This is a genomic window from Affinirhizobium capsici, from assembly GCF_977018625.1.
Genome location: NZ_CDRNXD010000004.1, coordinates 248,949 through 274,561, shown reverse-complemented (window position 1 = coordinate 274,561; position 25,613 = coordinate 248,949). Strand labels below are relative to the sequence as shown.

Sequence of the window (25,613 nt, the reverse complement as noted above, 5' to 3'; positions counted from 1 at the left end):
TTCCCACACCGCTTAGGATACGATATCTCTAGGCCCATGAGCGAAGCGGCAAATTCCACGAACGATACCCTCTATTCCTGCGCGGACAATCCGATGCCGCTGCATTGTACTGCTGGATTTTTCGAGGGGTATGGCGGCGCGCGACTGCGCTATGGCATTTTCCGCTCAGACGTTTCGCCCGCGCGCGGGACAGTGGTCTTGCTTCAAGGCCGCAACGAATTCATCGAGAAATACTATGAGACCATCCGCGACCTCAACGCCATGGGTCTTTGGGTCGCGACATTCGATCTGCGTGGACAAGGCGGCTCTCAGAGGCTGCTGAAAGATGGTCGCAAGGGCCATGTGCGTCGTTTTTCCGATTACCAGCAAGATCTGGAAATCTTCCTCCGCGATATCGTTTTGCCCGATGCGCGACTGCCTTTCTTTCTGCTCGCTCATTCCACTGGTGCACTTATTGCCCTTGCCTCCGCTCCGCGCCTGAGCAATCGGATCGAACGTATGGCGCTTGCAGCACCATTCGTCGGGCTGGGTGGTCAATCGCTGCCGGAACACTGGATTCGCAAACTGGCAAGCAGTCTTTCCGCCCTGGGATTGGGCAATCTCTCCATGGGCAAGGATCAAAGCGAACGGGCGTTCCAGAACAATCCGTTGACCTCCGATAAGGCACGTTTCGATCGCAATGCGGCAGTCATCTCAGCTCGGCCAGACTTGACGATTAGCGCGCCTACGGCCCGGTGGCTGCACGAAAGCCTTTCCGCCGCAGCCTTGGTGACACGACAATCTCACCTGACCCGGATCACGATCCCGACCCTATTGCTGGCACCCATGCTGGATGGAATTGTCCCCTACCTTGCGCAGGAGCAATTGGCCCGCAATTTTCGCGCCGCCCAGTTGATCACGATTACCGGCGCGCGCCATGAGCTTTTCCAGGAGCGGGATATCTACCGGGCGCAAGCCTTGGCAGCCATCGCGGCCTTCATGCCTGGGACAGATCCTCTGGTTGATTTCTCGGAAACGGAAACGGCTGCCTGACCAATCAATCCGCAATCCGTTCAAGCGCCTGACGATGCAACTCCGCATTGCCTGCCGCGATGATGTTGCCGCCATTTTCCGGGCGTTCGCCATCCCAAGTCGTCACAACGCCACCAGCTTGCTCGATCAGCGGAATGAGTGCGCCGATATCATATGGCTTCAGGCTGCTTTCGATAACGAGGTCAATATGGCCTGACGCCAGGAGGGCATAGGCATAGCAATCCGTTCCATACCGAAAGAGCCTCACGTCCTGCTCGACGCGGCGATATTTCTGCGACTCAATCTCGGTAAAGATATGCGGTGAGGTGGTGAACAGGATCGCATCGGAAAGCGCCTGACAATCACGCGTCTTCAGCTGCCGCTCACCATCGGGGCCGCGATACCAGCTTGCGCTGCCATCGGCGAAATAGCGCTCGCCCGTAAAGGGTTGATCCATCATGCCCATCACCGCCCGGCCGGATCGATAAAGGCCAATCAGCGTTCCCCACACCGGCACACCAGAAATGAAGGCGCGTGTACCATCGATTGGATCAACCACCCAAACCTCATCCCGGTCCAGACCAATGGAATCATGTTCCTCGCCCAAAATCCCATGATGCGGAAAATGCTCGATGATGCGCTTGCGAATGGCAAGTTCCGCGGCCTGATCAGCTTCCGTGACCGGGTCAAACCCTGAGGAAAGCTTGTTTTGAACCGCAGTGCCTGCGCGAAACCGGGGCAGAGTTTCCTGACGGGCAGCGTCGGCAAGACTGTCGAAAAAAGCACGATCTGGTATCATCGGTAAAACGGCTCCCCTGCAAATGAATTGAAGAGCATGTCTCGGCTTAACCCAAACATTCTCTCGGTTTCTGTTTATCGAAATGGTTCTCTTGAGCAAGGCAGATTTGCACCGGCCAGAATGCCCGAAGAATAATCAGCATACGGATTTGCTTGACATTTGTGCAGTCCGGCTGTAACGTAACAGTCACAGTCTTTTGACTGTAAATACCCTCCTTGGGTGTTTCCTCCCTAGACTCAAAGCCGCGCCTCTGGCGCGGTCTTTTTTTGATCGCGACATTTTCTTTATTGGAATTTGGGTAGATCGGGACCGCAGCTCATTCGGCTGCAAGCGTTGCCTCAATCGAGAAGTCTTCGGCAAACTCCACCATTTGGCGCATGAAGGCGGAAAGCGCTCCCGCAATCAAATCGAACTCCGCGCGCTTCTCAAGCGTCGTCTCATCGACATAGAGCGAGCGGTTGATTTCAATCTGCAAGGCATGCAGCCCGCGCACAGGGCGACCGTAGTGCTCGGTTATGAAGCCACCCGCATAGGGTTTATTACGGACCGCGTTGAACCCCATATCTTCGAGGAACTGGATAGCCGCCCGCGAAAGCTCAGCCGATGCACTGGTGCCGTAACGATCGCCAATGATGAAATCCGGTCGCGCATCCGAACCTGCCACGCGGATATTACCGGGCATGGAGTGGCAATCAATCAAGATTGCCAGACCGAAGCGAGCATGGGTGCGTGCAATCAATCGCCGCAAGCAGGCGTGATACGGCTTGTAAATGGTCTCTATCCGCGAAAGCGCATCGGCAACGGGCATGCGGCGAGCATAAATTTCCATATTCTCGGCCACAATCCGCGGCACGGTGCCAAGTCCACCCGCAACGCGCATGGAACCGATATTGGCGTAAGAGGGAAGCGGGTCCTCGAACATGCGCGGATCAAGCTCGTAAGGTTCCCGATTCACATCGAGATAGGCTCGAGGGAAATGCGCGAGCAGCAAAGGTGCGCCGAAATGGGTCGCATCGGCAAAGAGCTCATCGACGAAATGATCCTCGGACCGGCGTATCGCCATTGCATCAAGACGTGATGATGCCAGGAATTGTGCTGGATAGTGCCTTCCGCTATGGGGAGAGTTGAAAACGAAGGGAATTGTCTGCGTTTCAGGCTCGCGCACCTCAAAGGGTTCAGTATCGCCTGCCAGCCAATCCATCCGGTCTTTACCATGTCGTGAACAACTCAAGACGCCATGTTGCCAGTTGCGTGCTCCGAAGTCCATACTATTGCAATGCCTACCCACGGATGTACTTCGACGACCATCATTTGCCTTGAAGGCAGATTGGCCTGTATTAAGTTGTCCTGAACCACGAGAAATCAAAAACGGTCCTGATGATGCAAAAAATACTTCTCGCAGAAGATGACAACGATATGCGACGCTTCCTCGTGAAGGCGCTGGAAAAGGCTGGATACAAGGTCAGCTCGTTTGACAATGGAGCAAGCGCCTACGACCGCCTTCGCGAAGAACCATTCTCGCTTCTGCTGACAGATATCGTCATGCCTGAAATGGACGGCATCGAGCTTGCGCGCCGTGCAACCGAACTGGACCCGGATCTCAAGGTCATGTTCATCACCGGCTTTGCCGCGGTGGCCCTGAATTCCGATTCGAAGGCGCCGAAGGATGCCAAGGTTCTCTCTAAACCTTTCCATCTGCGCGACCTCGTGGACGAAGTGAACAAGCTTCTGGCTGCTTGAGGCCTGTTTTTCAGCGGTCTATGCGGCGCTGCAAAAAAAGCGTCACAAAGATGAAAAAAGCGGTTGACGGATCAGCCGCTTTTATGGTCTATCCGCCGCCACGGAAGGGCGTGTAGCTCAGCGGGAGAGCACTACGTTGACATCGTAGGGGTCACAAGTTCGATCCTTGTCACGCCCACCATTCCTATTCAAAAGGCCTCTCGGGAAACCAGAGGCCTTTTTGCTTTTCTATCGTATCGTCGTGCCCTGAAGCGACGAAAGGGGCGAGCCACATTGCTCGCCCCTTTTCTTTTTAATACCAGCCTGGAGGCGGGCCCCAGCGACGCTGTGGCGGACCCCAATCACGGTGATGATGGTGTCGTGGCGGACCCCAGCCCCAGCTTGGCGGTGGTGGCGGGCGGTAGTAGCGCGGCGGTGGCGGACCACGGCGAGGCACACAATCGCCCCAACGGTTCAATCGCCAACCGGGACCGCAGGCGTAATCTACCTTTTCCACCATGTTGGCGGGTGCGACATTTGGTTTTACCGCGATAGGCTGAGCCTGGGTGGATACCGCGCCTGCTGCAAGCATGGCGGCGGCGAGGACTAACGCTTTCATCTTCGTGACCTCAAGTTTCACTGCATTTTCGAAAATATGAGGAACGATCTGAATGGTAGGTGAACCGGCCATTCATCGATCTGCCGGGTACGAGGGACTAGATAAAGCCTCTTGGGTTGACGGCCACGAATTAATGACCAATTGCCTGCTTGAAGTTGAAGCCAAAGTCTGGTTCCAGACAAAGCGCTTCAGCAGTTTCAGTTATTCCGCGCAACGCAAACGAAAGCGCGATTACCACCGGGAGGGCAAGAGCGCCCCATGCAGACGCTGTCGGCATCACATATCGTCAAGCTCGGCCACGCCTGGGGCAAGTTGTTCAAGAAGAAGGCCTTTGCGCGCGGCTCTGAAATCGGGCTGATCCTCTCCAGCGTTATCATCGGAATGGCAGCTGGCAGCGCCGTCAGCGGCATGAGCTGGATTTCCCGTTCGCTCCACAGCCTGGTCTATGGCATTGAGATGAGCGAATGGCTAAGCGCCTCAGAGATCGAAAACAAGCTGGTGGTTTTGTGCGGCCCGATTGCTGGCGGCATAATTCTTGGCATCTTCCTTTATATCCTTGCACGCCGCCGCAGGCGGCAGATTGTCGACCCCATCGAGGCCAATGCGCTTTATGGCGGGCGCATATCGCTGACCGACAGCATTATCGTGGCGGTCCAGAACCTTATTTCAAACGGCTTTGGCGCGTCTGTGGGGCTGGAGGCCGGTTATACGCAGCTTTCGGCCGGCATCGCCTCCAAGCTCGGCAGCAAGCTGAAGCTCCGCCGCGAGGATATGCGCATTCTGGTCGGCTGCGGCGCAGCAGGCGCAATCTCTGCGGCTTTCAACGCTCCCCTCACCGGCTCCTTTTACGCCTTCGAACTGATCATCGGCACCTATAGCATGGTGGCGTTGGCACCTGTGGTGATTTCAGCCATCGTCGCCACTTTCGTAGCACGCAGCTTTTCCGGCGATAGCTTCCTGATCGAAGTTGGCGAGATCGGCACCATCGCACCTGCCGATTACGTGCCAGCCATAGCACTGGGTGCCATTTGCGCAGGCGTTGGCATCCTACTCATGCAGGGCGTTGCCTTCATTGAGGAAACCGCCCGCAAAAGCTCGCTGCCGCCCTATGTGCGCCCGGCAATCGGCGGCATCATCGTCGGCTTGCTTGCGATGATAACGCCGCAGGTGCTGTCAGCTGGTCACGGAGCATTGCACATCAACCTCGATTCCAGTGCGCCAGTACAGATTCTCATCGGCCTCTTTCTCATGAAATCTGTCGCCTCCGCCGTTTCCATCGGTTCCGGCTTCCGTGGTGGCCTGTTCTTCGCTTCGCTGTTCATGGGGGCGCTGGTGGGGAAAATCTTCTCCGTGCCCGCAGATTTCATCACCACCGGCACGCTGACGCCAACAGTGCTTTCTGTCGTTGGCATGAGCGCGCTGGCCGTTGCGATCATCGGCGGCCCGCTGACCATGACTTTTTTGGCATTGGAAATCACTGCCGACTTTCCCATTACCGCGCTTGTGCTTGCAGCCGTCATCACCTCATCCTTCGTGGTGCGCAACATGTTCGGCTACTCTTTTGCCACCTGGCGCTTCCACCTGCGAGGTGAGAGCATTCGCAGCGCCCATGATGTGGGATGGATCAGGAACCTGACGGTAGACAAGCTGATGCGCTCGGACGTTAAATGCGCAAGGGTAGACGCAACCCTCACGGACTTCCGCGAGACCTTCCCCCTCGGCTCTGCCAAGCGCGTAATCCTGCTCGATGAGGACGAGAAATATGCCGGCATGATCCCGGTACCGGATATCTATGCCGACGAAGCGGAAAGCACCCGGCCGCGTACCGAGTTGAAGGAGTTTCTGCAATTCCAGAACGACTTCCTGCTGCCCAACATGAATGCAAAACAGGCAGTGGAAATTTTCGACCAGGCCCATGCGGAAGCACTTCCCGTCATCAACAACTTGATTGATCGCAAGGTGATCGGCCAGCTTTCCGAGGCGCATGTGCTGCGGCGCTACAGTGAAGAACTGGATCGCCAGAGACGCGAAGCCGTCGGCGAGATGTGATCCCTTTGACTAAAGGATGAACACACAAAAAGGGCGCCGGTTGAACCGACGCCCTTTTTCATGAAATCCTTGGGAGGATGATTTATGCCGCAGCGGAAGCCGCTGTCGGGACTTCGGCAATCGTAGCCAATACGCGCGAAGCGATCTGGTATGGGCAGCCCTGAGAGTTAGGGCGACGATCTTCGAGGTAGCCGCGATAGCCATTGTTGACGAAGGAATGCGGCACGCGGATAGATGCACCACGGTCAGCAACGCCGTAGGAGAACTTGTTCCAAGGAGCCGTCTCGTGCTTGCCGGTCAGGCGCAGATGGTTGTCCGGGCCGTAAACGTCGATGTGCTCTTTCCAGTTCTTGGCAAAGGCCGCCATGAGAGCTTCGAAATACTCTTTGCCGCCAACTTCACGCATGTAGGTGGTGGAGAAGTTGCAGTGCATACCAGAGCCGTTCCAATCGGTATCGCCGAGCGGCTTGCAGTGGAATTCGACATCGATGCCGTACTTTTCGCACAGACGTACGAGCAGGTAGCGCGCCATCCAGATCTGGTCAGCGGCTTTCTTGGAGCCTTTGCCAAAGACCTGGAATTCCCACTGACCCTTCGCCACTTCGGCGTTGATGCCTTCGTGGTTGATGCCAGCAGCAAGGCAGAGGTCCAGATGCTCTTCGACGATTTCGCGAGCGACCGAGCCGACGTTCTTGTAACCAACGCCCGTGTAGTACGGACCCTGGGGAGCTGGATAGCCCTGCTCAGGGAAGCCGAGCGGACGACCGTTTTCATAGAAGAAGTATTCCTGCTCGAAGCCGAACCAGGCGCCATCGTCATCCAGAATGGTAGCGCGGCTGTTGGAAGCATGAGGCGTGACACCATCCGGCATCATGACTTCGCACATGACGAGTGCGCCGTTGGTGCGGGCCGGGTCAGGATAGATTGCAACAGGCTTCAAGACGCAATCCGAGCTATGACCTTCAGCCTGCATCGTGGAGGAACCATCAAAGCCCCAGAGCGGCAGCTGCTCCAGCGTCGGGAACGCGTCGAATTCCTTGATCTGGGTCTTACCGCGAAGATTCGGCACCGGCTTGTAGCCATCGAGCCAAATGTATTCGAGCTTGTATTTCGTCATAGCGTTCTCTCGTTTCTTAAGGTCTGCGCGTTATCGGCACATCCCGTTCCGCTGCGCTCTTCATGGGCGCGCCTTCGGGACTGATTATAGCGATGCATACACCGTGCCAGATTCGAGAGTGAGCGATCAAAAAGCCGAAAACACCCCCGACTGCTTTGCCAAGGTGCGACTTCTTTAAAGCTCTTCGTCGTTTTTCTGGATGGAACATGAGGCAGCATATTCCGTTGGCTTTATTACGAGTGGAGCGCAATTCGCGATGGGGCTCAGCCTTTACGGCAACGACATCATCGCTTGCCATTTGGATAAAATATGGGCATAATGCCCAAAGAATCCGCAGCCAAAAGATGCAATATAATGCATCATGGCTATTTTTTATGCAAACAACATTCCAGGCGGAAGAATGCACTAAGGATAAGATCATGAGCACAGCAGCCGAAAGACCCACAGCGAAGATCATCCCTTTCCCTGTAAACGGCCTTCGCGCACGTCGCGAATTCGTGCAGCGGATGGACAAGAAAGGACCGGAGGTTAACCCGGCACTTTGCGATCTGGCATTCGGCGGCAGCTGGTATCATGAGGAGGCGGTCCGCGATTGTGCCACTCCAACAGGCAAGCCTAGCTAAGTCCATTGCCTAAGCGGAATGCACTTCTGCCGCTTTTATAAGCACGAGCCGCGAAACTAAGCAGGTTTGCGGCTCAACTCTTTGGCAGGAGGATTGGCGGGACTCATCATTGAGCGTTTCGCCTAATGTATTTGCAGTGGATCAAGAATAGTGACGCCCAGCGCCAGTCGGTTCGTCATCGCTTGAAAGCCGCATCAAGTTAAAGAGGGGTAGAGATCTCAGCATCACTTGGGGGATGCTGTAAGCTCGCTCGAAACAGCTTGCTTTGTCGGGCTGCATTGCACAAACTCGCTCCGTAATTCGGGGGCGGGCCGCAAATGACAGGCCCCGGCAAGGAGCTTCATGTCGATCAAGGCCAGTATTTATCACCTCACCCATTACAAATACGACAACCCGGTCCGATTGGGACCACAGATCATACGCCTGAAGCCGGCAGCACATTCCCGAACCCGCGTCATTAGTCATTCGCTGAAGGTCACCCCCGAAAATCACTTCGTAAACCTGCAGCAAGATCCTTACGGCAACTACCTCGCCCGCTTCGTATTTCCCGATCCGGTGACTGATTTCAAAATCGAGGTCGATCTCGTTGCGGACATGACGGTCTATAATCCGTTCGACTTCTTCGTCGAAGAGCAGGCCACCAACTGGCCGTTCGAATATCCGGCAGACCTGGTGGAAGACCTTTCCATCTACCGCACGCCGGAGCCGACCGGCCCGCATCTGGCCCGGTTCCTGGGCACGGTGGATAAGAGCGCAAACCAGCCGACGGTGGATATGGTCGTGGGGCTGAATGCCCGCCTTCAACAGGAGATCGGCTATGTCATCCGCATGGAGCCCGGCGTCCAGACACCAGAGGAGACGCTGAAAAAGGCTAAGGGCTCCTGCCGGGATACCAGCTGGCTGCTTGTGCAGGTGCTGCGTCATCTCGGCCTTGCCGCCCGCTTCGTATCCGGCTACCTGATCCAGCTGACGCCGGACCTCAAGGCACTGGACGGGCCTTCGGGCACCGATCACGATTTCACAGATCTCCACGCCTGGGCGGAGGTTTATCTTCCTGGCGCTGGCTGGATCGGCCTCGACCCCACCTCAGGGTTGCTCACAGGCGAAAGCCATATCCCGCTTGCTGCCACCCCGCATTATAAGAATGCAGCCCCAATCTCCGGCGGCTATTTCGGTGAAGCGGAAACCAGCTTCGATTTTGACATGAAGATATCGCGCGTGGCAGAGCATCCGCGCATTACCAAGCCTTTTTCGGATGAAAGCTGGGAGGCACTGAACGCTCTTGGCGAAAAGGTCGATGCGGTTCTCAAAGCACAGGACGTGCGCCTGACCATGGGCGGCGAACCGACCTTCGTTTCCATCGATGACTTTCAATCCGAAGAATGGAATACGGCTGCCGTTGGCCCGACCAAGCGTGATCGCGCCGATGTGCTGATCCGCAAACTGCGCGAGCGCTTTGCCCCCGGAGGCTTCCTGCATTATGGCCAAGGCAAGTGGTATCCTGGCGAAAGCCTGCCGCGTTGGACCTTCTCTCTCTACTGGCGCAAGGATGGGTTGCCGATCTGGAGCGATCCAAACCTCATCGCCGTTGAAAATCGCGATCACCAGGTGGCCCATGAGGATGCGGCAAGGCTTCTTCAGGCAATCGCGATTGAGCTGGATCTCTCCGCAGACAATGTGACGCCCGCCTATGAGGACCCGGCGGAATGGATCATTCGCGAAGCAAACCTGCCGGAAAATGTCGATCCGGCCAATTCAAGGCTGAAGGACCCGGAAGAGCGAAACCGGATCGCCAAAGTTTTCTCGCATGGTTTGACCACGCCAGCTGGCTATGTTTTGCCGGTTCAGGCTTGGCAGACAAGGGCTTCAGGCCGCGCCTGGGTCAGTGAGAAGTGGCGCACGCGCCGTGGACGGCTTTATCTCGTTCCAGGGGATAGCCCTGTTGGCTTCCGCCTGCCATTGAACGCCCTGCCCTATATCCCGCCATCGATCTATCCCTACATCAATCCGGTCGATCCAACAGTCGAGCGCCCGCCCCTGCCGGACTTTTCCGACGAAAAAGGTCGCATTATGCCGGAGCATTCGCTGCGGCCCGACATTGCCCAGCAGACCCAGCTTGGCCAATCCTACGAGGAAATCGGCGGGCGCGTGCGAACCGCCATTTCGGTGGAAGTGCGCGATGGCAGGCTTTGTGTGTTCATGCCGCCCACAGCCGCACTGGAAGAATATCTTGATCTGATCGCTTCGGCAGAACGTGCCGCCAAGGCGCTGAACCTCCCGGTTCACATCGAAGGCTATACGCCACCCCATGATGAGCGGCTGAACGTGATCCGCGTTGCGCCCGATCCGGGCGTCATCGAGGTGAATATCCACCCGGCTTCCAACTGGAAAGACTGTGTGGATATCACCACAGCCATATATGAAGAGGCGCGACAAAGCCGTCTGGGTGCCGACAAATTCATGATCGATGGACGCCACACCGGCACCGGCGGGGGCAACCACGTTGTGGTTGGTGGTGCCAACCCGAATGACAGCCCCTTCCTGCGTCGCCCCGATCTTCTAAAGAGCCTCGTTCTGCATTGGCAGCGGCATCCATCGCTTTCCTACCTATTTTCCGGTCTGTTCATTGGCCCCACCAGTCAGGCCCCGCGTATCGATGAGGCCCGCCACGATAGCCTTTATGAGCTGGAAATCGCGCTTTCACAGGTTCCAGAACCGGGACAAGGCGTACCCCCACTGCCCTGGCTGGTGGACCGCCTGTTCCGCAATCTTTTGACGGATGTGACAGGCAATACGCACCGCTCGGAAATCTGCATCGACAAGCTGTTTTCGCCGGATGGTCCAACGGGCCGCCTGGGCCTTGTAGAGTTCCGTGGCTTTGAAATGCCGCCCAATGCCCGCATGTCTCTGGCGCAACAATTGCTGGTGCGGGCACTGATTGCCCGTTTCTGGAAAAATCCGGCGCAAGGCTCTTTCGTGCGCTGGGGAACGGCGCTCGCGGACCGCTTCATGCTGCCGCATTTCGTCTGGGCGGATTTTATGGACGTGCTGGCAGACCTTCGCCAGAACGGTTTCGATCTGCGGCCCGAATGGTTTGAAGCGCAGCTGGAGTTCCGCTTCCCCTTCTTTGGGGAGGTGGAATATGAAGGCGCAAAGCTCGAGATCCGTCAGGCGCTTGAACCATGGCATGTGATGGGCGAACAGGGTGCCATCGGCGGTACGGTGCGATATGTGGATTCCTCGGTCGAGCGCTTGCAGGTGAAGCTGGAGACCAGCAATCCAGCCCGCTATCGTGTGGCCTGCAATGGCCGTGCTGTGCCGCTTGCTCCGACTGGAATCTCCGGTGCTGCCGTGGCTGGCGTGCGCTTCAAGGCATGGCAACCCGCATCCGGCCTGCATCCCGTGCTGCCGGTCAATTCACCGCTAACCTTTGACATCTATGATACCTGGTCTAACCGCTCAATCGGCGGCTGCGTTTATCATGTGGCACATCCCGGCGGTCGTAACTACGAAACATTTCCGGTGAATGGCAATGAAGCGGAGGCCCGCAGGCTTGCACGGTTTGAGCCTTGGGGGCATAGGGCGGGCCAATATCATTTGATGCCTGAGCTGCCCTCGGCGGAATTCCCGCTGACGCTCGATCTGCGTCGCCCTGTAGGAGTGTAGCTTTGTCCGTGGTCCCAGCCGATGACCGAAGAGAGCCTGACGGCGGGATGGGCGACGATCCCATCCTCGGTTATCGCGCCCTGCCTGCCGTATCGGATGAGATGCTGGACCGGAACGGGCATATACGCCCGGTTTGGCAACAGCTGATTGGCTCATTGAGCCAGATGTCAGAAGGAGAACTGGTCGAACGCTTCGCCCGAGCCGACCGCTATCTGAGGGATGCAGGGGTTTTCTATCGTTCCTATGGGGGTCAGGGTAGTGCCGAACGCAACTGGCCCATTTCCCATATTCCCGTCCTCATCGACGAAAAGGAGTGGCAGAAAGTCTCGGAAGGCTTGATCCAGCGGGCCGAACTGCTGGAACAGGTAGTTTCCGATATCTATGGCGAGAACAGGCTGGTGCGCGAGGGTATCTTGCCGCCCGCGCTGGTAGCCTCGAACCCGGAATTCATGCGGCCCTTGGTCGGCATCAAGCCTTCCAGCGGCTATCATCTGCATTTCTGTTCCTTCGAGATCGGACGTGGGCCGGATGGAAACTGGTGGGTGCTGGCAGATCGCACGCAAGCGCCATCTGGTGCAGGTTTCGCGCTGGAAAACCGCGTTGCCACCACACGCGCCTTCTCGGATATCTATGGCGAAAGCCATGTACATCGGCTGGCTTCGTTCTTCGGCGCGTTTCGTGATGCCCTTCAGGCGCAAAAACGTTCGCCAGACGATCGCATCGCGGTTCTGACCCCCGGCCCTGCCAACGAAACCTATTTCGAACATGCCTATATTGCCCGTTATCTCGGCTTCATGCTGCTGGAAGGCGAAGACCTGACTGTGGTCAACGGTCGAGTGATGGTGCGCACAGTTGCAGGTTTGAAGCCAGTCGGCGTTCTCTGGCGGCGGCTGGATGCATCTTACGCCGATCCTCTGGAACTGAACCAGCACTCACACATCGGCACGCCGGGCATGGTGGAGGCATTGCGTTCGGGCTCAGTGACTATCGTGAACGGCTTGGGTTCCGGCATTCTGGAAACCCGTGCGCTTCTCGCCTTTACCCCCGCCATGAGCCAGTATCTGCTTGGCGAGGATCTGAAACTGCCTTCCATCGCCACGTGGTGGTGCGGCCAGAAACCGGAACGGCAGCATGTGGCCGATCATATCGAGAAGATGGTTATCGGCCCCGCCTATTCCCGCGCACCCTTTTTCGATGACAATGGACAATCCGTTCTGGGCGCTGCCCGCAAGGCGGAAAAGCATTCGCTGGAAAGCTGGCTGGAAGCACAAGGCCCACGTCTGGTCGGCCAGGAAGCCGTGACGCTTTCCACCACGCCTGCTTATGTCAACGGCAAGCTCACACCACGCCCTATGTCTCTTCGCGTCTTTGCGGCGCGAACCGATAAAGGCTGGCAGATCATGCCTGGCGGCTTTGCTCGCATTGGCTCAGGTGATGATGTGGCCGCCATTGCCATGCAGGCGGGTGGCACAGCGGCCGACGTGTGGATCGTGTCCGACAGGCCGGTGGAAAAACCAACGCTGCTGCCGCCGGAGGAAAGCTTCTCGCGCAACATGCCGGGCAGCCTGCCAAGCCGCGCTGCCGACAATCTGTTCTGGCTCGGGCGCTATATCGAACGGGCGGAGGGGGCGCTTCGCATTCTGCGCTCCTGGCATATGCGATATGCCGAAGCCGCCAATGCGGAACAGCCACTGCTCGCCAATGTTTCCAGCTATCTCGAAAACGTGGACATGGACATGACAAAGGCAGTGCCTCTGCCTTTGATCCGCAACATCGATAGCGCCATCTATTCCGCCAGCAATATTCGCGACCGCTTTTCGCCTGATGGCTGGCTGGCGCTGAACGATCTGGCAAAAACCGCCCGCCGTTTCCATGAGGGTGTCAAGCATGGTGACGATGCCGCCCATGCCATGACCGTATTATTGCGCAAACTCGCAGGCTTTGCCGGTCTTGTGCATGAAAACATGTATCGCTTTACCGGATGGCGTTTCCTCTCCATAGGGCGCTATCTCGAACGCGGTCTGCACATGACACGCCTGCTCGGCCACATGTCCGGGCCGGATGCACCGGACGGCGCGCTGGATATGCTCTTGGAAATCGGCGACAGCGTCATGACCCATCGCCGCCGCTACAATGTCAACACCGCACGGCTGACGGTGACAGACCTGCTGGCGCTCGACCCGCTCAACCCCCGCTCCATCCTGTTCCAGTTGAATGAAATTCGCACCGAGGTGGAGCAGCTCCCGCATCCTTATGGCAACGGTCAGATGTCGGCACTGGATCGGGAAGCGATGCGCCTTCATTCGGGCCTTGCGGTCATGACACCGGAGGGCATGACGGACGATATTTACCAGCGGCTGGAAGCGGAGATGGAAAAGCTTTCCGACCTCCTCGGCCGCACCTATTTCGGATAGTCCATGCTTTACGATATTTCGCTTCATATGGGCTATCGCTATGACGTGCCAGCCTCTGGCGCACGCCACATGCTGCGCCTGTTGCCCCTGTCCATACCGAACAGGCAGAGATTGATTGCCGGTTCCGTAACGATTTCTCCCAACCCGGAAGAAAGAAGCGATTTCGTTGATTTCTTCGGCCAGCAAACAACATCCATTCTTCTGCGCGCACCGCATGAAAAGCTGGATTTCCGCATGCAGGCGCGGGTCATGGTGGAAGCGGCCAATGTGAGCGCCGACTTTTCACCACCTCCTGGGGATCTTGCGCTGGAACTGGCCGAGCTTCGTTCCGTGGACTGCCAGTCTCCACATCATCTTGCCGGCTCAAGCCCTCGTCTACCGGATGATGCGCAGATTGCAGCCTTTGCTCGTGAGACCGCGGGTTCCGGTCTTTCCACGCGCGAGATTGCAGCCGCCATTTGCGCCCGCATCTTCAAGGAATTCAAATACGATTCCGAGGCGACCACCGTCGACACCACGCCCGCCGAAGCTTTCAAGGCGAAGCATGGCGTATGCCAGGATTTCACCCACATCATGATTGTGGCACTCAGAAGCCTTGGCATCCCGGCAGGCTATGTCAGCGGGTTTTTGCGCACGATCCCGCCGCCCGGCAAAGAGCGGCTGGAAGGTGCCGATGCCATGCACGCCTGGGTGCGTGTCTGGTGCGGCAAGACGACAGGCTATATCGAGCTTGATCCAACCAACAACATCCCCGCTGGATCAGACCATATCGTCGTAGGCTATGGACGTGACTATTCCGATGTGGCGCCGGTCATTGGCGTGTTAAAAAGCTACGGCAACCAGAGCACGACCCAGTCTGTGGATGTCATTCCTATCAAATCGTAGACAACAGCCGAAAATCGCAAATTCCGACCCAGATTCAACCGCTTTACTAAAATGCAACCAAGTACGTTAGCGGTTTGCTTAAGCGAACAGCCTATCTGTGAAGACGTTCTAATGAATGGGACAGGGGTCGGCCGATGGGATGCTTCAGCAAATTTTTCGGAAATCAGGACGGCAATTTTGCAATCATGACAGCGCTTTTGCTGCCGGTGACGCTTGGCATCGGGGGTTTGGCTATGGACGTGACGGATGCCGTGCGTGAGCGCTCAAACCTGCAAAACATAGCTGATTCCGCCACGCTTTCCGCAGCCTCCAAAATGTCTCGTGATGACATTAGCCCTGCTGATGCCGAGGCCATGGCCAAGAAGGAAATGCTGGCACAATACCTCGCCAACATGAAGCAGAACGGCCTGTCCGATTCCGATATCGCCGCGCTGAAAGACGAGCTTCTGAAGAACATGCAGGCCACGGCCACCGTGACATCAACAGGTGGCAGCAGCAAGAATTTCGAAGTCAAGCTGACATTGAAAAGCAGAGTGCCCATGAACGGGCTGAGCCGCGTAATGGGATTTGCCTATCTGCCAGTCTCGGTTGACAGCGCATCCGCCAGCGCCCGCGAGGGCAATGCACTTTCCATGTATCTGGTACTGGACGAATCCGGCTCCATGGCCTGGGATACCACGACAGTCGATCCGATCAATCCAACCAAGACCGTTACTGGCTGGTATGACTGCGGGTGGTCGCAATGCTATGGGAGCTATCAGGTTACGAATTACGTCACCAAGATCGCCGCACTGAAAACTGCGGCAGGCGTGATGTTCTCCGAGCTACAAAAAGCTGCCGCACCTGATAGCAGCAGCACAACAGTGCAGGAAGCAGCCGCCAAGGATCTCATTCGTGTCGGCGCGGTGTCATACACTCATGTGACCAAGACCGAACAGAAGCCGGCCTGGGGCATCACCGCAGCGAAAAATTATGTGCTGGCGCTGCCACAGGTTCCGCAAGGCGGAACCGACGCGACAGGCGCTATGGCAATGGCCTTCTCGGACCTGAAATCGCTGAACCCCACTGAGACGACGCAGCACAAGTCCAAGAAGAACTATTCCTTCTCTCGCTTCATCGTATTGATGACCGACGGTGAAATGACCGGCAATAGCGGCAACTGGAACAAGAGCATTGACGACAAGGTGCGCGCTGCTTGCAATCAGGCAAAAGCTGACGGCATCACCGTCTTCACGGTTGCCTTCATGGCACCGGCCAATGGAAAATCACTGCTGCAAGCCTGCGCCAGCAACCAGGAAAGCTACTACGAATCATCCGATATGAGCCAGCTAGTGGCAGCCTTCGGCGATATCGGGCGCAAGGCGGCAAAAACCCAAACCCGTCTGACCAATTGACTTTTAGCTTAAAAAAAACACATAGGGCACTTGCAGCAATGCAGGTGCCTTTTTTGTTTTCGCTCAACCGGTTGATCGACTTCAAAGCGCTTTGAAAATCTGATGCAAAACCTATTGCGGCGCAGGAACGCATGTGCATCATATCGATTAGTATTTCAGACAGTAAAAGGCCATACCCCTGAACCGAACGCCTCCTCTCACGTTCCTCCCAGCACGATTGGCGACCTCATGACGAACACACTCCCCACGGTCGAGATTCCTCAGCCCGCTCCCCGCAGTTCCCGCCCGGAAATCATGGCGGAAGAAATCATAGAGCGCCTGACTTACCGCATCGGCAAGGACGCAAAGGTTGCCAAGCCGCATGACTGGTTGACAGCAACAATCCTCGTGGTGCGCGACCGCATCATCGATAAATGGATGGAATCCACCCGCCGCGTCTACGCGACAGGCGACAAGCGCGTTTATTATCTATCGCTGGAATTCCTGATCGGTCGTCTGATGCGCGATGCCGTCAGCAATCTGGATCTACTGGCTGAGATTCGCGATGCACTGACTTCGCTCGGCGTCGATATCGATGTCATTGCCGGGCTGGAGCCGGATGCAGCTTTGGGCAATGGCGGCCTCGGTCGCTTGGCAGCCTGCTTCATGGAAAGCATGGCAACGGTGGATATTCCCGCCTATGGCTATGGCATTCGCTATGTTCACGGTCTTTTCCGCCAGCAAATGGCGGATGGCTGGCAGGTAGAACTGCCGGAAACATGGCTTGCCCATGGCAATCCATGGGAATTCGAGCGCCGGGAAAGCTCTTACGAAATCGGCTATGGCGGTTCGGTTGAGAGTATTGGCGGTTATGATGATCCGCCGCGCTTTGTCTGGAAACCGGCAGAGCGCGTGATTGCCATGGCTTATGACACGCCGATTGTCGGCTGGCGTGGCAAGCGGGTGAACACGCTGCGTCTCTGGTCGGCCCAGCCCATCGACCCGATCCTTCTCGATGCCTTTAACGCTGGCGACCACATCGGCGCGCTTCGGGAAAGCAACAAGGCGGAATCGCTCACCCGCGTTCTCTATCCGGCGGATGCGAACCCGGCAGGTCAGGAACTGCGCCTACGGCAGGAGTATTTCTTCTCCTCCGCCTCATTGCAGGACATTCTGCGCCGCCACTTGCAGCAATATCCGGATTTCACCAATCTGCATGAAAAGGTGTCGATCCAGCTGAACGACACGCATCCAGCGGTTTCCATTGCCGAATTGATGCGTCTTCTCTGCGATGTTCACGGCATGGATTTTGACCAGGCATGGGACATTACCCGCCAGACCTTCTCCTACACCAACCACACGCTTCTGCCGGAAGCGCTGGAAAGCTGGCCAGTGCCGCTATTCGAGCGCCTGCTGCCGCGCCACATGCAGATCGTCTATGCGGTCAATACCAAGATTCTCTTGGAGGCCCGCAAGGAGAAGAAGTTCGGCGATAGCCAGATACGTGCAATTTCCCTGATCGACGAAGGCGGCGAACGCAGGGTGCGCATGGGCAATCTGGCCTTTGTCGGCTCCCATTCGATCAACGGTGTTTCTGCCCTGCATACGGAACTGATGAAGGAAACCGTATTTGCGGATCTTCATGCGCTCTATCCCACACGCATCAATAACAAGACGAACGGTATTACCCCGCGTCGCTGGCTGATGCAGTGCAATCCCGGCCTCACCAACCTCATCCGCGATGCCATTGGCCCTGAATTCGAGGACGATACGCAAGCGCTAAAGGCATTGGATGCCTTTGCGGATGATACGAGCTTCCAGGAGAGGTTCGCTGCCATCAAGCGGCAGAACAAGGTGCAACTGGCCAATCTGGTTGCCAGCCGCATGGGCGTGCGCATCGATCCGTCAGCCATGTTCGACATTCAGATCAAGCGTATCCACGAATACAAGCGCCAGCTTTTGAACATCGTGGAAGCTGTCGCACTGTATGATCAGATCCGCTCGCATCCCGAGCAGGACTGGGTGCCGCGTGTGAAGTTCTTCGCAGGCAAGGCAGCCCCGAGCTATCATAACGCCAAGCTGATCATCAAACTGGCAAACGATGTGGCGCGTGTCATCAACAATGATCCGGCTGTGCGCGGCCTGCTGAAAGTGGTCTTCATTCCGAACTACAACGTCTCGCTGGCGGAAGTCATGGTTCCGGCAGCCGATCTTTCGGAGCAGATCTCCACGGCTGGCATGGAAGCATCCGGCACCGGTAACATGAAGTTCGGGCTGAATGGCGCTCTGACCATCGGCACGCTGGATGGTGCCAACGTGGAAATGCGCGATCATGTGGGTGAAGAGAACATCGTGATCTTCGGCATGACAGCGGAAGAAGTCGCCAAGACCCGTGCAGACGGTCATAATCCACGTGAGATCATCGAAGGCTCGCGCGAGCTTGCGCAGGCGCTTTCCGCCATCGCCTCCGGAGTATTCTCGCCGGATGACCGTTCGCGCTTCACTGCCCTGATCGATGGCATCTATAGCCATGACTGGTTCATGGTGGCCGCCGACTTCGATGCCTATGCCAAAGCACAGCGCGATGTGGACCAGATCTGGAGCGATCCTGTTTCCTGGTACGGCAAAACCATCCGCAACACTGCTCGCATGGGCTGGTTCTCCTCCGACAGAACCATTCGCCAATACGCTTCGGAGATCTGGAGAGCCTGATGACCTTGACGCCCAAATCTCTCAGTGAGAACGGACCATCCAAAAGTGAACTTCCGTTGGCTGAGATCGAGGCGATCATCAACGGTTCACATGGCAATCCCTTCGCGGTTCTTGGACCGCATAAGGCGGGCAATGGTTTTATTGCCCGCTGCTTCATCCCCGGAGCCGATGCCGTCGTGGCCTTGAGCCTGGACGGTACGCGCCTGGGCGAGTTGAAGAAACGGCATGAGGCGGGTTTCTTCGAAGGCCCTGTCACGCTTACCGCGCAAAAGCCGCTGCGTTACCGTGCGCGCCGTGGTGACGTGGAATGGGCGCTGACCGATCCCTATAGTTTCGGCCCCGTGCTTGGGCCGATGGATGACTATTTCGTGCGGGAAGGTTCCCATCTTCGCCTGTTTGACAAGATGGGCGCACATCCGATGAAGCATGAGGGCGTCGAAGGTTTCCACTTCGCCGTCTGGGCTCCCAATGCTGCCCGCGTTTCCGTAGTCGGCGAGTTCAATAATTGGGATGGACGCCGCCACGTCATGCGCCTGCGCATGGATACCGGCATTTGGGAAATCTTTGCGCCCGATGTGATGGTGGGAAGCACCTACAAATTTGAAATCGTCAGCAAAACCGGAAAGCCTGTACCGCTGAAGGCTGATCCTTACGCCCGCCAGGCCGAACTTCGCCCGCAAACCGCCTCCATCACCGCGCCTGAGCTGGTGCAGAAATGGGAGGATGAGGCACATCGCAAGTTCTGGGCCAAAGCCGATCACCGCCGCCAGCCCATTTCCATCTATGAAGTCCACGCCGGTTCCTGGCGCAAACGCAACGACGGCAGCTTCCTCAGTTGGGATGAGCTTGCATCGGAACTGATCCCCTACGTGACCGATATGGGCTTTACTCATATCGAGTTCCTGCCAATTACCGAACACCCTTATGACCCCTCCTGGGGTTACCAGACGACCGGGCTCTATGCGCCAACGGCCCGCTTTGGCGATCCGGAAGGCTTTGCCCGTTTCGTCAATGGCTGCCACAAGGTCGGCCTTGGTGTCATTTTGGATTGGGTGCCTGCTCATTTCCCGACAGATGCCCATGGCCTGAGGGAATTCGATGGAACGGCTCTTTATGAGCACGAAGATCCCCGCCAGGGTTTCCACCCGGATTGGAACACGGCGATCTACAATTTCGGTCGTAACGAGGTGCTCTCCTACCTCATCAACAATGCGCTCTACTGGTCCGAAAAGTTCCATCTGGATGGCCTGCGTGTCGATGCCGTCGCTTCCATGCTCTACCTCGATTATTCGCGCAAGGAAGGCGAGTGGGTGCCCAACGAATATGGCGGGCGCGAAAACCTGGAGGCCGTGCGCTTCCTGCAAAAGCTGAATTCCGTGAGTTATGCGGCGCATCCCGGCGTCATGACGATTGCTGAGGAAAGCACCTCCTGGCCGAAGGTGTCACACCCGGTTCACGAGGGTGGCCTCGGTTTCGGCTTCAAGTGGAACATGGGCTTCATGCATGACACGCTGAGCTACCTGAAGCGTGAGCCCGTGCATCGCAAATACCACCATCATGAACTGACATTCGGTCTCGTCTATGCCTATTCGGAAAACTTCGTCCTGCCGCTCAGCCATGATGAAGTAGTGCATGGCAAGGGATCGCTGATTGCCAAGATGGCGGGCGATGACTGGCAGAAGTTTGCCAACCTACGTGCCTACTATGCATTCATGTGGGGTTATCCCGGCAAGAAGCTGCTGTTCATGGGGCAGGAATTTGCCCAGTGGAGCGAGTGGAGCGAGGCACGGTCACTGGATTGGAACCTGCTCCACTACCATCCTCATGAGGGCGTGCGCCGTCTCGTTCGTGATCTTAATCTCTGCTATCGCTCCAAGCCTGCACTTCACGCTCGCGATTGTGAGGGCGAAGGCTTTGAGTGGCTGATTGCCGACGATTCCGAAAACTCCGTCTATGCCTGGCTGCGCAAGGCACCGGGGGAAAAGCCGGTGGCGGTGATTACCAATTTCACGCCGGTTTATCGGGAAAACTACCGCATACCGCTGCCGCTGGCGGGTCGCTGGCGCGAAGTCTTGAACTCGGATGCCGAAATTTACGGCGGTAGCGGCAAAGGCAATGGGGGCAAGGTTCAAGCCGTGTCCGCCGGGGGAGTGGTTCATGCCGAGGTAACATTGCCGCCGCTTGCCACAATCATGCTGGAATTTGAATCCTGAATTTATGAAATGGGGAGGAAGCCATGACGAGTAAACGTGTTCAGCCATTGGCGCGCGATGCCATGGCCTATGTGCTGGCTGGGGGAAGAGGCAGCCGGTTGAAGGAACTGACAGATCGCCGCGCAAAGCCCGCCGTCTATTTCGGCGGCAAGGCCCGCATTATCGACTTTGCGCTGTCCAACGCGCTGAACTCAGGTATCCGCCGCTTCGGGGTCGCCACGCAGTATAAGGCACACTCGCTGATCCGGCACCTGCAACGCGGCTGGAACTTCCTGCGGCCAGAGCGAAACGAAAGTTTCGACATTCTGCCGGCTTCCCAGCGCGTTTCAGAAACGCAGTGGTACGAAGGCACAGCCGACGCCGTCTACCAGAACATCGATATCATCGAGGCCTATAACCCCGAATACATGGTGATCCTGGCTGGCGACCACATCTACAAGATGGACTACGAGCTGATGCTGCAGCAGCACGTGGATTCCGGCGCGGATGTGACCATTGGTTGCCTTGAAGTGCCGCGCATGGAAGCCACCGGCTTCGGTGTCATGCATGTCAACGAGAAGGATGAGATCATCGCTTTCGTTGAAAAGCCTGCCGATCCGCCCGGAATGCCTGACAAGCCGGATTTCGCGCTCGCTTCCATGGGCATCTATGTCTTCCATACCAAATTCCTGATGGAATGCCTGCGCCGCGATGCAGCCGATGCCGGTTCCAGCCGCGATTTCGGCAAGGATATCATTCCGTGGATCGTTGCAAACGGCAAAGCCGTCGCGCATCGCTTCACGCAATCCTGTGTGCGCTCCGATTTCGAGCGGCAGGCATACTGGCGCGATGTCGGCACCATCGATGCCTATTGGCAGGCCAATATCGACCTCACGGGCATTACGCCGGAACTCGATATCTATGACAAATCCTGGCCGATCTGGACCTATGCGGAAATCACGCCGCCCGCTAAATTCGTGCACGACGACGAAGACCGTCGCGGCTCCGCCGTTTCCTCTGTCGTTTCGGGCGATTGCATCATCTCCGGTTCATCGCTTTACAACAGCCTGCTCTTCACCGGGGTTCGCGCCAATTCCTACTCGCGCCTTGAAGGAGCGGTCATCCTGCCGAATGTGCGGATCGGAAGACGCGCCCAGCTTAAAAATGTTGTCATCGATGCGGGTGTAACCATTCCGGAAGGCCTGGTGGTGGGTGAAGAGCCGGAGCTTGACGCCAAGCGCTTCCGCCGCAGTGAAGGTGGCATCTGCCTCATCACGCAGCCGATGATCGACAAGCTGGACCTCTGACGGCGTGGTCCAGCAGGTTCGAGGGTGAGGACATCAAGGGGATGGGAATGAAGGTTCTATCGGTTGCCTCCGAAATCTATCCGCTCGTCAAGACGGGCGGCCTTGCCGATGTGGCAGGGGCGCTGCCGCTGGCCATGGCGGCGCTGGGTATCGAGGTCAAAACTCTCATTCCCGGCTATCCCGCCGTGATGAAGGCTTTGAGCAATGTGACTTTGAGCCTTCATTTCGATGATCTGCTGGGAGAACCTGCCCGCATTGTGGAAGCAAAAGCCGCGGGGCTCGATCTTCTGGTTCTGGAATGCCCCGCCCTTTTCGATCGTGCTGGTGGACCCTATCTCAATGCGGATGGGCACGATCACAATGACAACTGGCGGCGTTTTGCAGCACTTTCGCTTGCAGGCGCGCGCATTGCCTCTGGCCAGTTGCCGGGATGGCAACCGGATCTCGTCCATGTCCACGATTGGCAGACGGGTCTCGTGCCAGCCTATCTCCGTTTCCTGGATGGACCGGCGGTCCCGAGCGTCATGACAATCCACAACATCGCCTTTCAGGGAAATTTCGGGGCCGACATCTTCCCGCAGTTAGGACTGCCTGCCCACGCCTTTGATATTGAGGGCGTGGAATATTACGGGCAGGTCGGCTACCTGAAAGCAGGTGTCCAAACCGCCTGGGCTGTCACCACAGTCAGCCCCTCTTACGCGGAAGAAATTCTCACGCCCGAATTCGGAATGGGGCTCGAAGGATTGCTCAATCGCCGTGCTGGCGAGTTGCATGGTATCGTCAACGGCATTGATGTGGATATCTGGAACCCGCAAGGTGACAAGGATGTGCCGCACCACTTTAGCGAGGCTGACCTTGGCGCTCGCCGGCAGAACAAACGGGCTGTGGAAGCAGAATTCGGACTGGTCGATGATGATGCACCGCTTTTCTGCGTCATCTCGCGATTGACCTGGCAAAAGGGTATCGATCTCATCGCGCAAGCTGCCGATGATCTGGTTGCCATGGGTGCCAAGCTTGCCGTGCTCGGTTCGGGCGATGCGGAACTGGTTCATGCACTTCAAGGTGCTGCGAGCCGTCATCCGGGGCGGATTGGCATCAAGGTTGCCTATAACGAGCCGCTTTCGCACCTGATGCAGGCGGGCAGCGATGCCATTCTCATTCCTTCCCGCTTTGAGCCCTGCGGCCTCACTCAGCTTTATGGCTTGCGCTACGGCTGTGTGCCGGTGGTTTCCAGAACCGGGGGCCTCAACGATACTGTTATCGACGCGAACCCGGCAGCACTTGGCGCTGGCGTTGCGACCGGCATTTCCTTCGGGCCTGTAACGCTCGACAATTACAAGCGTGCGCTTAGACGCGCCGTTCGCCTCTATGGCGACACAAAAACATGGGCTCAGATCCAGAAGCAAGGCATGAAATCCGACGTGAGTTGGGAAAAGAGTGCAGGGCTTTACGCTGAACTATATTCCAGCCTTCTACCGAAAGGTTCTTATTGATGATCAAGACCGTCTCGACCACACCCTATCAGGACCAGAAGCCAGGCACGTCCGGCTTGCGCAAGAAGGTGCCGGTTTTCCAGCAGGAACATTACGCTGAGAACTTCATCCAGTCGATTTTCGACAGCCTGGAAGGCTTTGAGGGCAAGACGCTGGTGATTGGCGGCGATGGCCGTTACTACAACCGTGAAGTCATTCAGAAGGCGCTGAAAATGGCTGCCGCCAACGGCTTCGGCAAGGTCATGGTGGGCAAGGGTGGCATTCTTTCTACGCCTGCGGCTTCGCATGTTATCCGTAAATACGATGCCTTCGGCGGTATCGTACTGTCTGCCAGCCACAATCCCGGCGGCCCGACCGAAGATTTCGGCATCAAATACAATATCGGCAATGGCGGACCGGCACCAGAAAAGATTACCGATGCCATCTATGCTCGCACCAAGGTGATCGATACCTACAAAATCCTGGAAGAACCCGATGTCGATCTCGACACGATCGGCATGTATGCGCTCGGCGACATGGTGGTAGACGTCATCGATCCGGTTGCTGACTATGCCGACCTGATGGAAAGCCTGTTTGATTTTGGCGCAATCCGTTCGCTGATTGGCTCCGGCTTCCGCGTCGTGATCGACAGCATGAGTGCCGTCACCGGTCCTTATGCAGTGGAAATTCTGGAAAAGCGTCTTGGCGCACCGGCAGGCTCCGTGCGCAATGCTGAACCCCTGCCTGATTTTGGCCACCACCATCCAGACCCGAACCTGGTTCACGCCAAGGAACTCTACGACGACGTGATGAGCGCGAGCGGTCCGGATTTTGGTGCTGCTTCCGATGGCGACGGCGACCGTAACATGGTTGTTGGCAAAGGCATGTTCGTCACGCCTTCCGATAGCCTTGCGATTATCGCGGCCAATGCGACGCTTGCTCCCGGCTATGCCGATGGCATTGCCGGTATTGCCCGCTCCATGCCCACCAGCGCTGCCGCTGACCGTGTGGCGGAAAAGCTCGGCATCGGCATGTATGAGACGCCGACCGGCTGGAAGTTCTTCGGCAACCTGCTTGATGCAGGCAAGGCTACCGTATGCGGTGAGGAAAGCTTCGGCACCGGCTCCAACCACGTGCGTGAGAAGGATGGCCTCTGGGCCGTTCTCTTCTGGCTCAACATCATTGCGGCCAAAAAGAAGAGCGTGAAGGAGATCGTTGAGGCGCATTGGGCCGAATATGGCCGCAACTATTACTCTCGCCACGATTATGAGGAAGTGGATACGGACGCTGCCAATGGTCTGGTCACCGCCCTTCGCGAGAAGCTATCCAGCCTGCCCGTCCAGAGCTTTGGTGCGCTGAAGGTCGAGGCTGCGGACGATTTTGCCTATAACGATCCGGTCGATGGCTCAGTCTCGAAGAACCAGGGCATTCGTGTGCTCTTTGAAGGTGGCAGCCGCGTTGTCTTCCGTCTCTCTGGCACCGGCACGTCAGGCGCGACGCTTCGCCTTTACGTAGAACGTTACGAGCCGGATGCCGCCCGCCACAACATCGAGACGCAGGCAGCACTTGCTGACCTCATTGCGGTTGCGGACCAAATTGCGGAGATTAAAACCCGCACAGGCCGTGATGCGCCGACGGTAATTACCTGAAAAAAC

The 25,613-nt window shown here is 57.0% G+C and carries 17 protein-coding genes and 1 tRNA gene; 14 read left to right on the top strand and 4 right to left on the bottom strand.

All coding sequences use genetic code 11. The features are described 5' to 3' along the window. Nucleotides 1–36: 36 nt before the first annotated feature. A complete protein-coding gene (locus AC0JZ1_RS04690) occupies nucleotides 37–1,032 on the top strand; it encodes an alpha/beta fold hydrolase (RefSeq protein WP_471881273.1) in 996 nt (331 codons plus the stop codon). A gap of 4 nt (nucleotides 1,033–1,036) precedes the next feature. On the opposite strand, the gene hisN is transcribed toward AC0JZ1_RS04690, so the two are convergent. Together hisN and AC0JZ1_RS04680 are read right to left on the bottom strand one after the other, a co-directional pair. Beyond that, nucleotides 1,037–1,810: a histidinol-phosphatase gene (hisN, locus tag AC0JZ1_RS04685; RefSeq protein ID WP_471881272.1), complete on the bottom strand. Its 774-nt coding sequence runs from the start codon at nucleotides 1,808–1,810 to the stop codon at nucleotides 1,037–1,039. A gap of 316 nt (nucleotides 1,811–2,126) precedes the next feature. Continuing rightward, entirely contained in the window at nucleotides 2,127–3,011 is an 885-nt protein-coding gene (locus AC0JZ1_RS04680; RefSeq protein WP_471881271.1) for an N-formylglutamate amidohydrolase, read from the bottom strand. A 176-nt stretch (nucleotides 3,012–3,187) separates the two neighbouring features. On the opposite strand from AC0JZ1_RS04680, the gene cpdR1 reads away from it, so the two are divergent. Together cpdR1 and AC0JZ1_RS04670 are read left to right on the top strand one after the other, a co-directional pair. Further along, a complete protein-coding gene (gene cpdR1 / locus AC0JZ1_RS04675; RefSeq protein ID WP_471881270.1) occupies nucleotides 3,188–3,550 on the top strand; it encodes a response regulator CpdR1 in 363 nt (120 codons plus the stop codon). Nucleotides 3,551–3,656: 106 nt separating this feature from the next. Then, a tRNA-Val gene (locus AC0JZ1_RS04670) sits at nucleotides 3,657–3,731 on the top strand. A gap of 111 nt (nucleotides 3,732–3,842) precedes the next feature. On the opposite strand, the gene AC0JZ1_RS04665 is transcribed toward AC0JZ1_RS04670, so the two are convergent. Then, entirely contained in the window at nucleotides 3,843–4,220 is a 378-nt protein-coding gene (locus tag AC0JZ1_RS04665; RefSeq protein WP_471881269.1) for a GCG_CRPN prefix-to-repeats domain-containing protein, read from the bottom strand. A gap of 186 nt (nucleotides 4,221–4,406) precedes the next feature. On the opposite strand from AC0JZ1_RS04665, the gene AC0JZ1_RS04660 reads away from it, so the two are divergent. After that, on the top strand, nucleotides 4,407–6,197 hold the full coding sequence (locus AC0JZ1_RS04660; protein ID WP_471881268.1) for a chloride channel protein: 1,791 nt from the start codon (nucleotides 4,407–4,409) through the stop codon (nucleotides 6,195–6,197). A gap of 82 nt (nucleotides 6,198–6,279) precedes the next feature. Here AC0JZ1_RS04660 and AC0JZ1_RS04655 read toward each other — a convergent pair whose 3' ends face one another. Then, nucleotides 6,280–7,314, bottom strand: a complete 1,035-nt coding sequence (locus tag AC0JZ1_RS04655; protein WP_471881267.1) for a glutamine synthetase beta-grasp domain-containing protein — start codon at nucleotides 7,312–7,314, stop codon at nucleotides 6,280–6,282. Between the two features lie 206 nt (nucleotides 7,315–7,520). Between AC0JZ1_RS04655 and AC0JZ1_RS04650 the strand changes: the two genes are divergently transcribed. From AC0JZ1_RS04650 to AC0JZ1_RS04605, 10 genes are all read left to right on the top strand, one after another. Further along, nucleotides 7,521–7,937, top strand: a complete 417-nt coding sequence (locus tag AC0JZ1_RS04650) for a DUF2735 domain-containing protein (protein ID WP_471881266.1) — start codon at nucleotides 7,521–7,523, stop codon at nucleotides 7,935–7,937. A gap of 342 nt (nucleotides 7,938–8,279) precedes the next feature. Beyond that, complete coding sequence (locus tag AC0JZ1_RS04645) at nucleotides 8,280–11,603, top strand: transglutaminase family protein (RefSeq protein ID WP_471881265.1); 3,324 nt, start codon at nucleotides 8,280–8,282, stop codon at nucleotides 11,601–11,603. Between the two features lie 47 nt (nucleotides 11,604–11,650). Beyond that, entirely contained in the window at nucleotides 11,651–14,017 is a 2,367-nt protein-coding gene (locus AC0JZ1_RS04640; protein WP_471883353.1) for a circularly permuted type 2 ATP-grasp protein, read from the top strand. Between the two features lie 3 nt (nucleotides 14,018–14,020). After that, nucleotides 14,021–14,902 (top strand): transglutaminase family protein, encoded by an 882-nt coding sequence (locus AC0JZ1_RS04635; protein WP_471881264.1) that lies wholly within the window; start codon nucleotides 14,021–14,023, stop codon nucleotides 14,900–14,902. Between the two features lie 134 nt (nucleotides 14,903–15,036). Then, entirely contained in the window at nucleotides 15,037–16,296 is a 1,260-nt protein-coding gene (locus AC0JZ1_RS04630) for a vWA domain-containing protein (RefSeq protein WP_471881263.1), read from the top strand. Between the two features lie 228 nt (nucleotides 16,297–16,524). Continuing rightward, complete coding sequence (locus AC0JZ1_RS04625) at nucleotides 16,525–18,987, top strand: glycogen/starch/alpha-glucan phosphorylase (RefSeq protein ID WP_471881262.1); 2,463 nt, start codon at nucleotides 16,525–16,527, stop codon at nucleotides 18,985–18,987. After that, the gene (gene glgB / locus AC0JZ1_RS04620) at nucleotides 18,987–21,200 is read left to right on the top strand and encodes a 1,4-alpha-glucan branching protein GlgB (RefSeq protein WP_471881261.1); all 2,214 of its coding nucleotides are present in this window, start codon (nucleotides 18,987–18,989) and stop codon (nucleotides 21,198–21,200) included. The genes AC0JZ1_RS04625 and glgB overlap by 1 nt, the downstream gene beginning before the upstream one ends. A 23-nt stretch (nucleotides 21,201–21,223) precedes the next feature. Next, complete coding sequence (gene glgC / locus AC0JZ1_RS04615; protein ID WP_471881260.1) at nucleotides 21,224–22,486, top strand: glucose-1-phosphate adenylyltransferase; 1,263 nt, start codon at nucleotides 21,224–21,226, stop codon at nucleotides 22,484–22,486. 47 nt (nucleotides 22,487–22,533) lie between these two features. Then, entirely contained in the window at nucleotides 22,534–23,979 is a 1,446-nt protein-coding gene (gene glgA / locus AC0JZ1_RS04610) for a glycogen synthase GlgA (protein ID WP_471881259.1), read from the top strand. Further along, nucleotides 23,979–25,607 carry an alpha-D-glucose phosphate-specific phosphoglucomutase gene (locus tag AC0JZ1_RS04605; RefSeq protein ID WP_471881258.1) on the top strand — a complete coding sequence of 543 codons (1,629 nt, stop codon included), beginning with the start codon at nucleotides 23,979–23,981 and terminating at the stop codon, nucleotides 25,605–25,607. The genes glgA and AC0JZ1_RS04605 overlap by 1 nt, the downstream gene beginning before the upstream one ends. The last annotated feature ends 6 nt before the right edge of the window (nucleotides 25,608–25,613 follow it).

What these genes read in the sequence shown, in the direction of transcription:
- AC0JZ1_RS04625 (WP_471881262.1), top strand. Translation starts at nt 16,525, where the DNA reads ATGACGAACACACTCCCCACGGTCGAGATTCCTCAGCCCGCTCCCCGC.
- AC0JZ1_RS04660 (WP_471881268.1), top strand. Translation starts at nt 4,407, where the DNA reads ATGCAGACGCTGTCGGCATCACATATCGTCAAGCTCGGCCACGCCTGG.
- AC0JZ1_RS04645 (WP_471881265.1), top strand. Translation starts at nt 8,280, where the DNA reads ATGTCGATCAAGGCCAGTATTTATCACCTCACCCATTACAAATACGAC.
- hisN (WP_471881272.1), bottom strand. Translation starts at nt 1,810, where the DNA reads ATGATACCAGATCGTGCTTTTTTCGACAGTCTTGCCGACGCTGCCCGT.
- AC0JZ1_RS04655 (WP_471881267.1), bottom strand. Translation starts at nt 7,314, where the DNA reads ATGACGAAATACAAGCTCGAATACATTTGGCTCGATGGCTACAAGCCG.
- cpdR1 (WP_471881270.1), top strand. Translation starts at nt 3,188, where the DNA reads ATGATGCAAAAAATACTTCTCGCAGAAGATGACAACGATATGCGACGC.
- AC0JZ1_RS04690 (WP_471881273.1), top strand. Translation starts at nt 37, where the DNA reads ATGAGCGAAGCGGCAAATTCCACGAACGATACCCTCTATTCCTGCGCG.
- AC0JZ1_RS04630 (WP_471881263.1), top strand. Translation starts at nt 15,037, where the DNA reads ATGGGATGCTTCAGCAAATTTTTCGGAAATCAGGACGGCAATTTTGCA.
- AC0JZ1_RS04680 (WP_471881271.1), bottom strand. Translation starts at nt 3,011, where the DNA reads ATGGATTGGCTGGCAGGCGATACTGAACCCTTTGAGGTGCGCGAGCCT.
- glgA (WP_471881259.1), top strand. Translation starts at nt 22,534, where the DNA reads ATGAAGGTTCTATCGGTTGCCTCCGAAATCTATCCGCTCGTCAAGACG.
- AC0JZ1_RS04640 (WP_471883353.1), top strand. Translation starts at nt 11,651, where the DNA reads ATGGGCGACGATCCCATCCTCGGTTATCGCGCCCTGCCTGCCGTATCG.
- AC0JZ1_RS04650 (WP_471881266.1), top strand. Translation starts at nt 7,521, where the DNA reads ATGAGGCAGCATATTCCGTTGGCTTTATTACGAGTGGAGCGCAATTCG.
- AC0JZ1_RS04635 (WP_471881264.1), top strand. Translation starts at nt 14,021, where the DNA reads ATGCTTTACGATATTTCGCTTCATATGGGCTATCGCTATGACGTGCCA.
- AC0JZ1_RS04605 (WP_471881258.1), top strand. Translation starts at nt 23,979, where the DNA reads ATGATCAAGACCGTCTCGACCACACCCTATCAGGACCAGAAGCCAGGC.
- AC0JZ1_RS04665 (WP_471881269.1), bottom strand. Translation starts at nt 4,220, where the DNA reads ATGGCCGGTTCACCTACCATTCAGATCGTTCCTCATATTTTCGAAAAT.
- glgB (WP_471881261.1), top strand. Translation starts at nt 18,987, where the DNA reads ATGACCTTGACGCCCAAATCTCTCAGTGAGAACGGACCATCCAAAAGT.
- glgC (WP_471881260.1), top strand. Translation starts at nt 21,224, where the DNA reads ATGACGAGTAAACGTGTTCAGCCATTGGCGCGCGATGCCATGGCCTAT.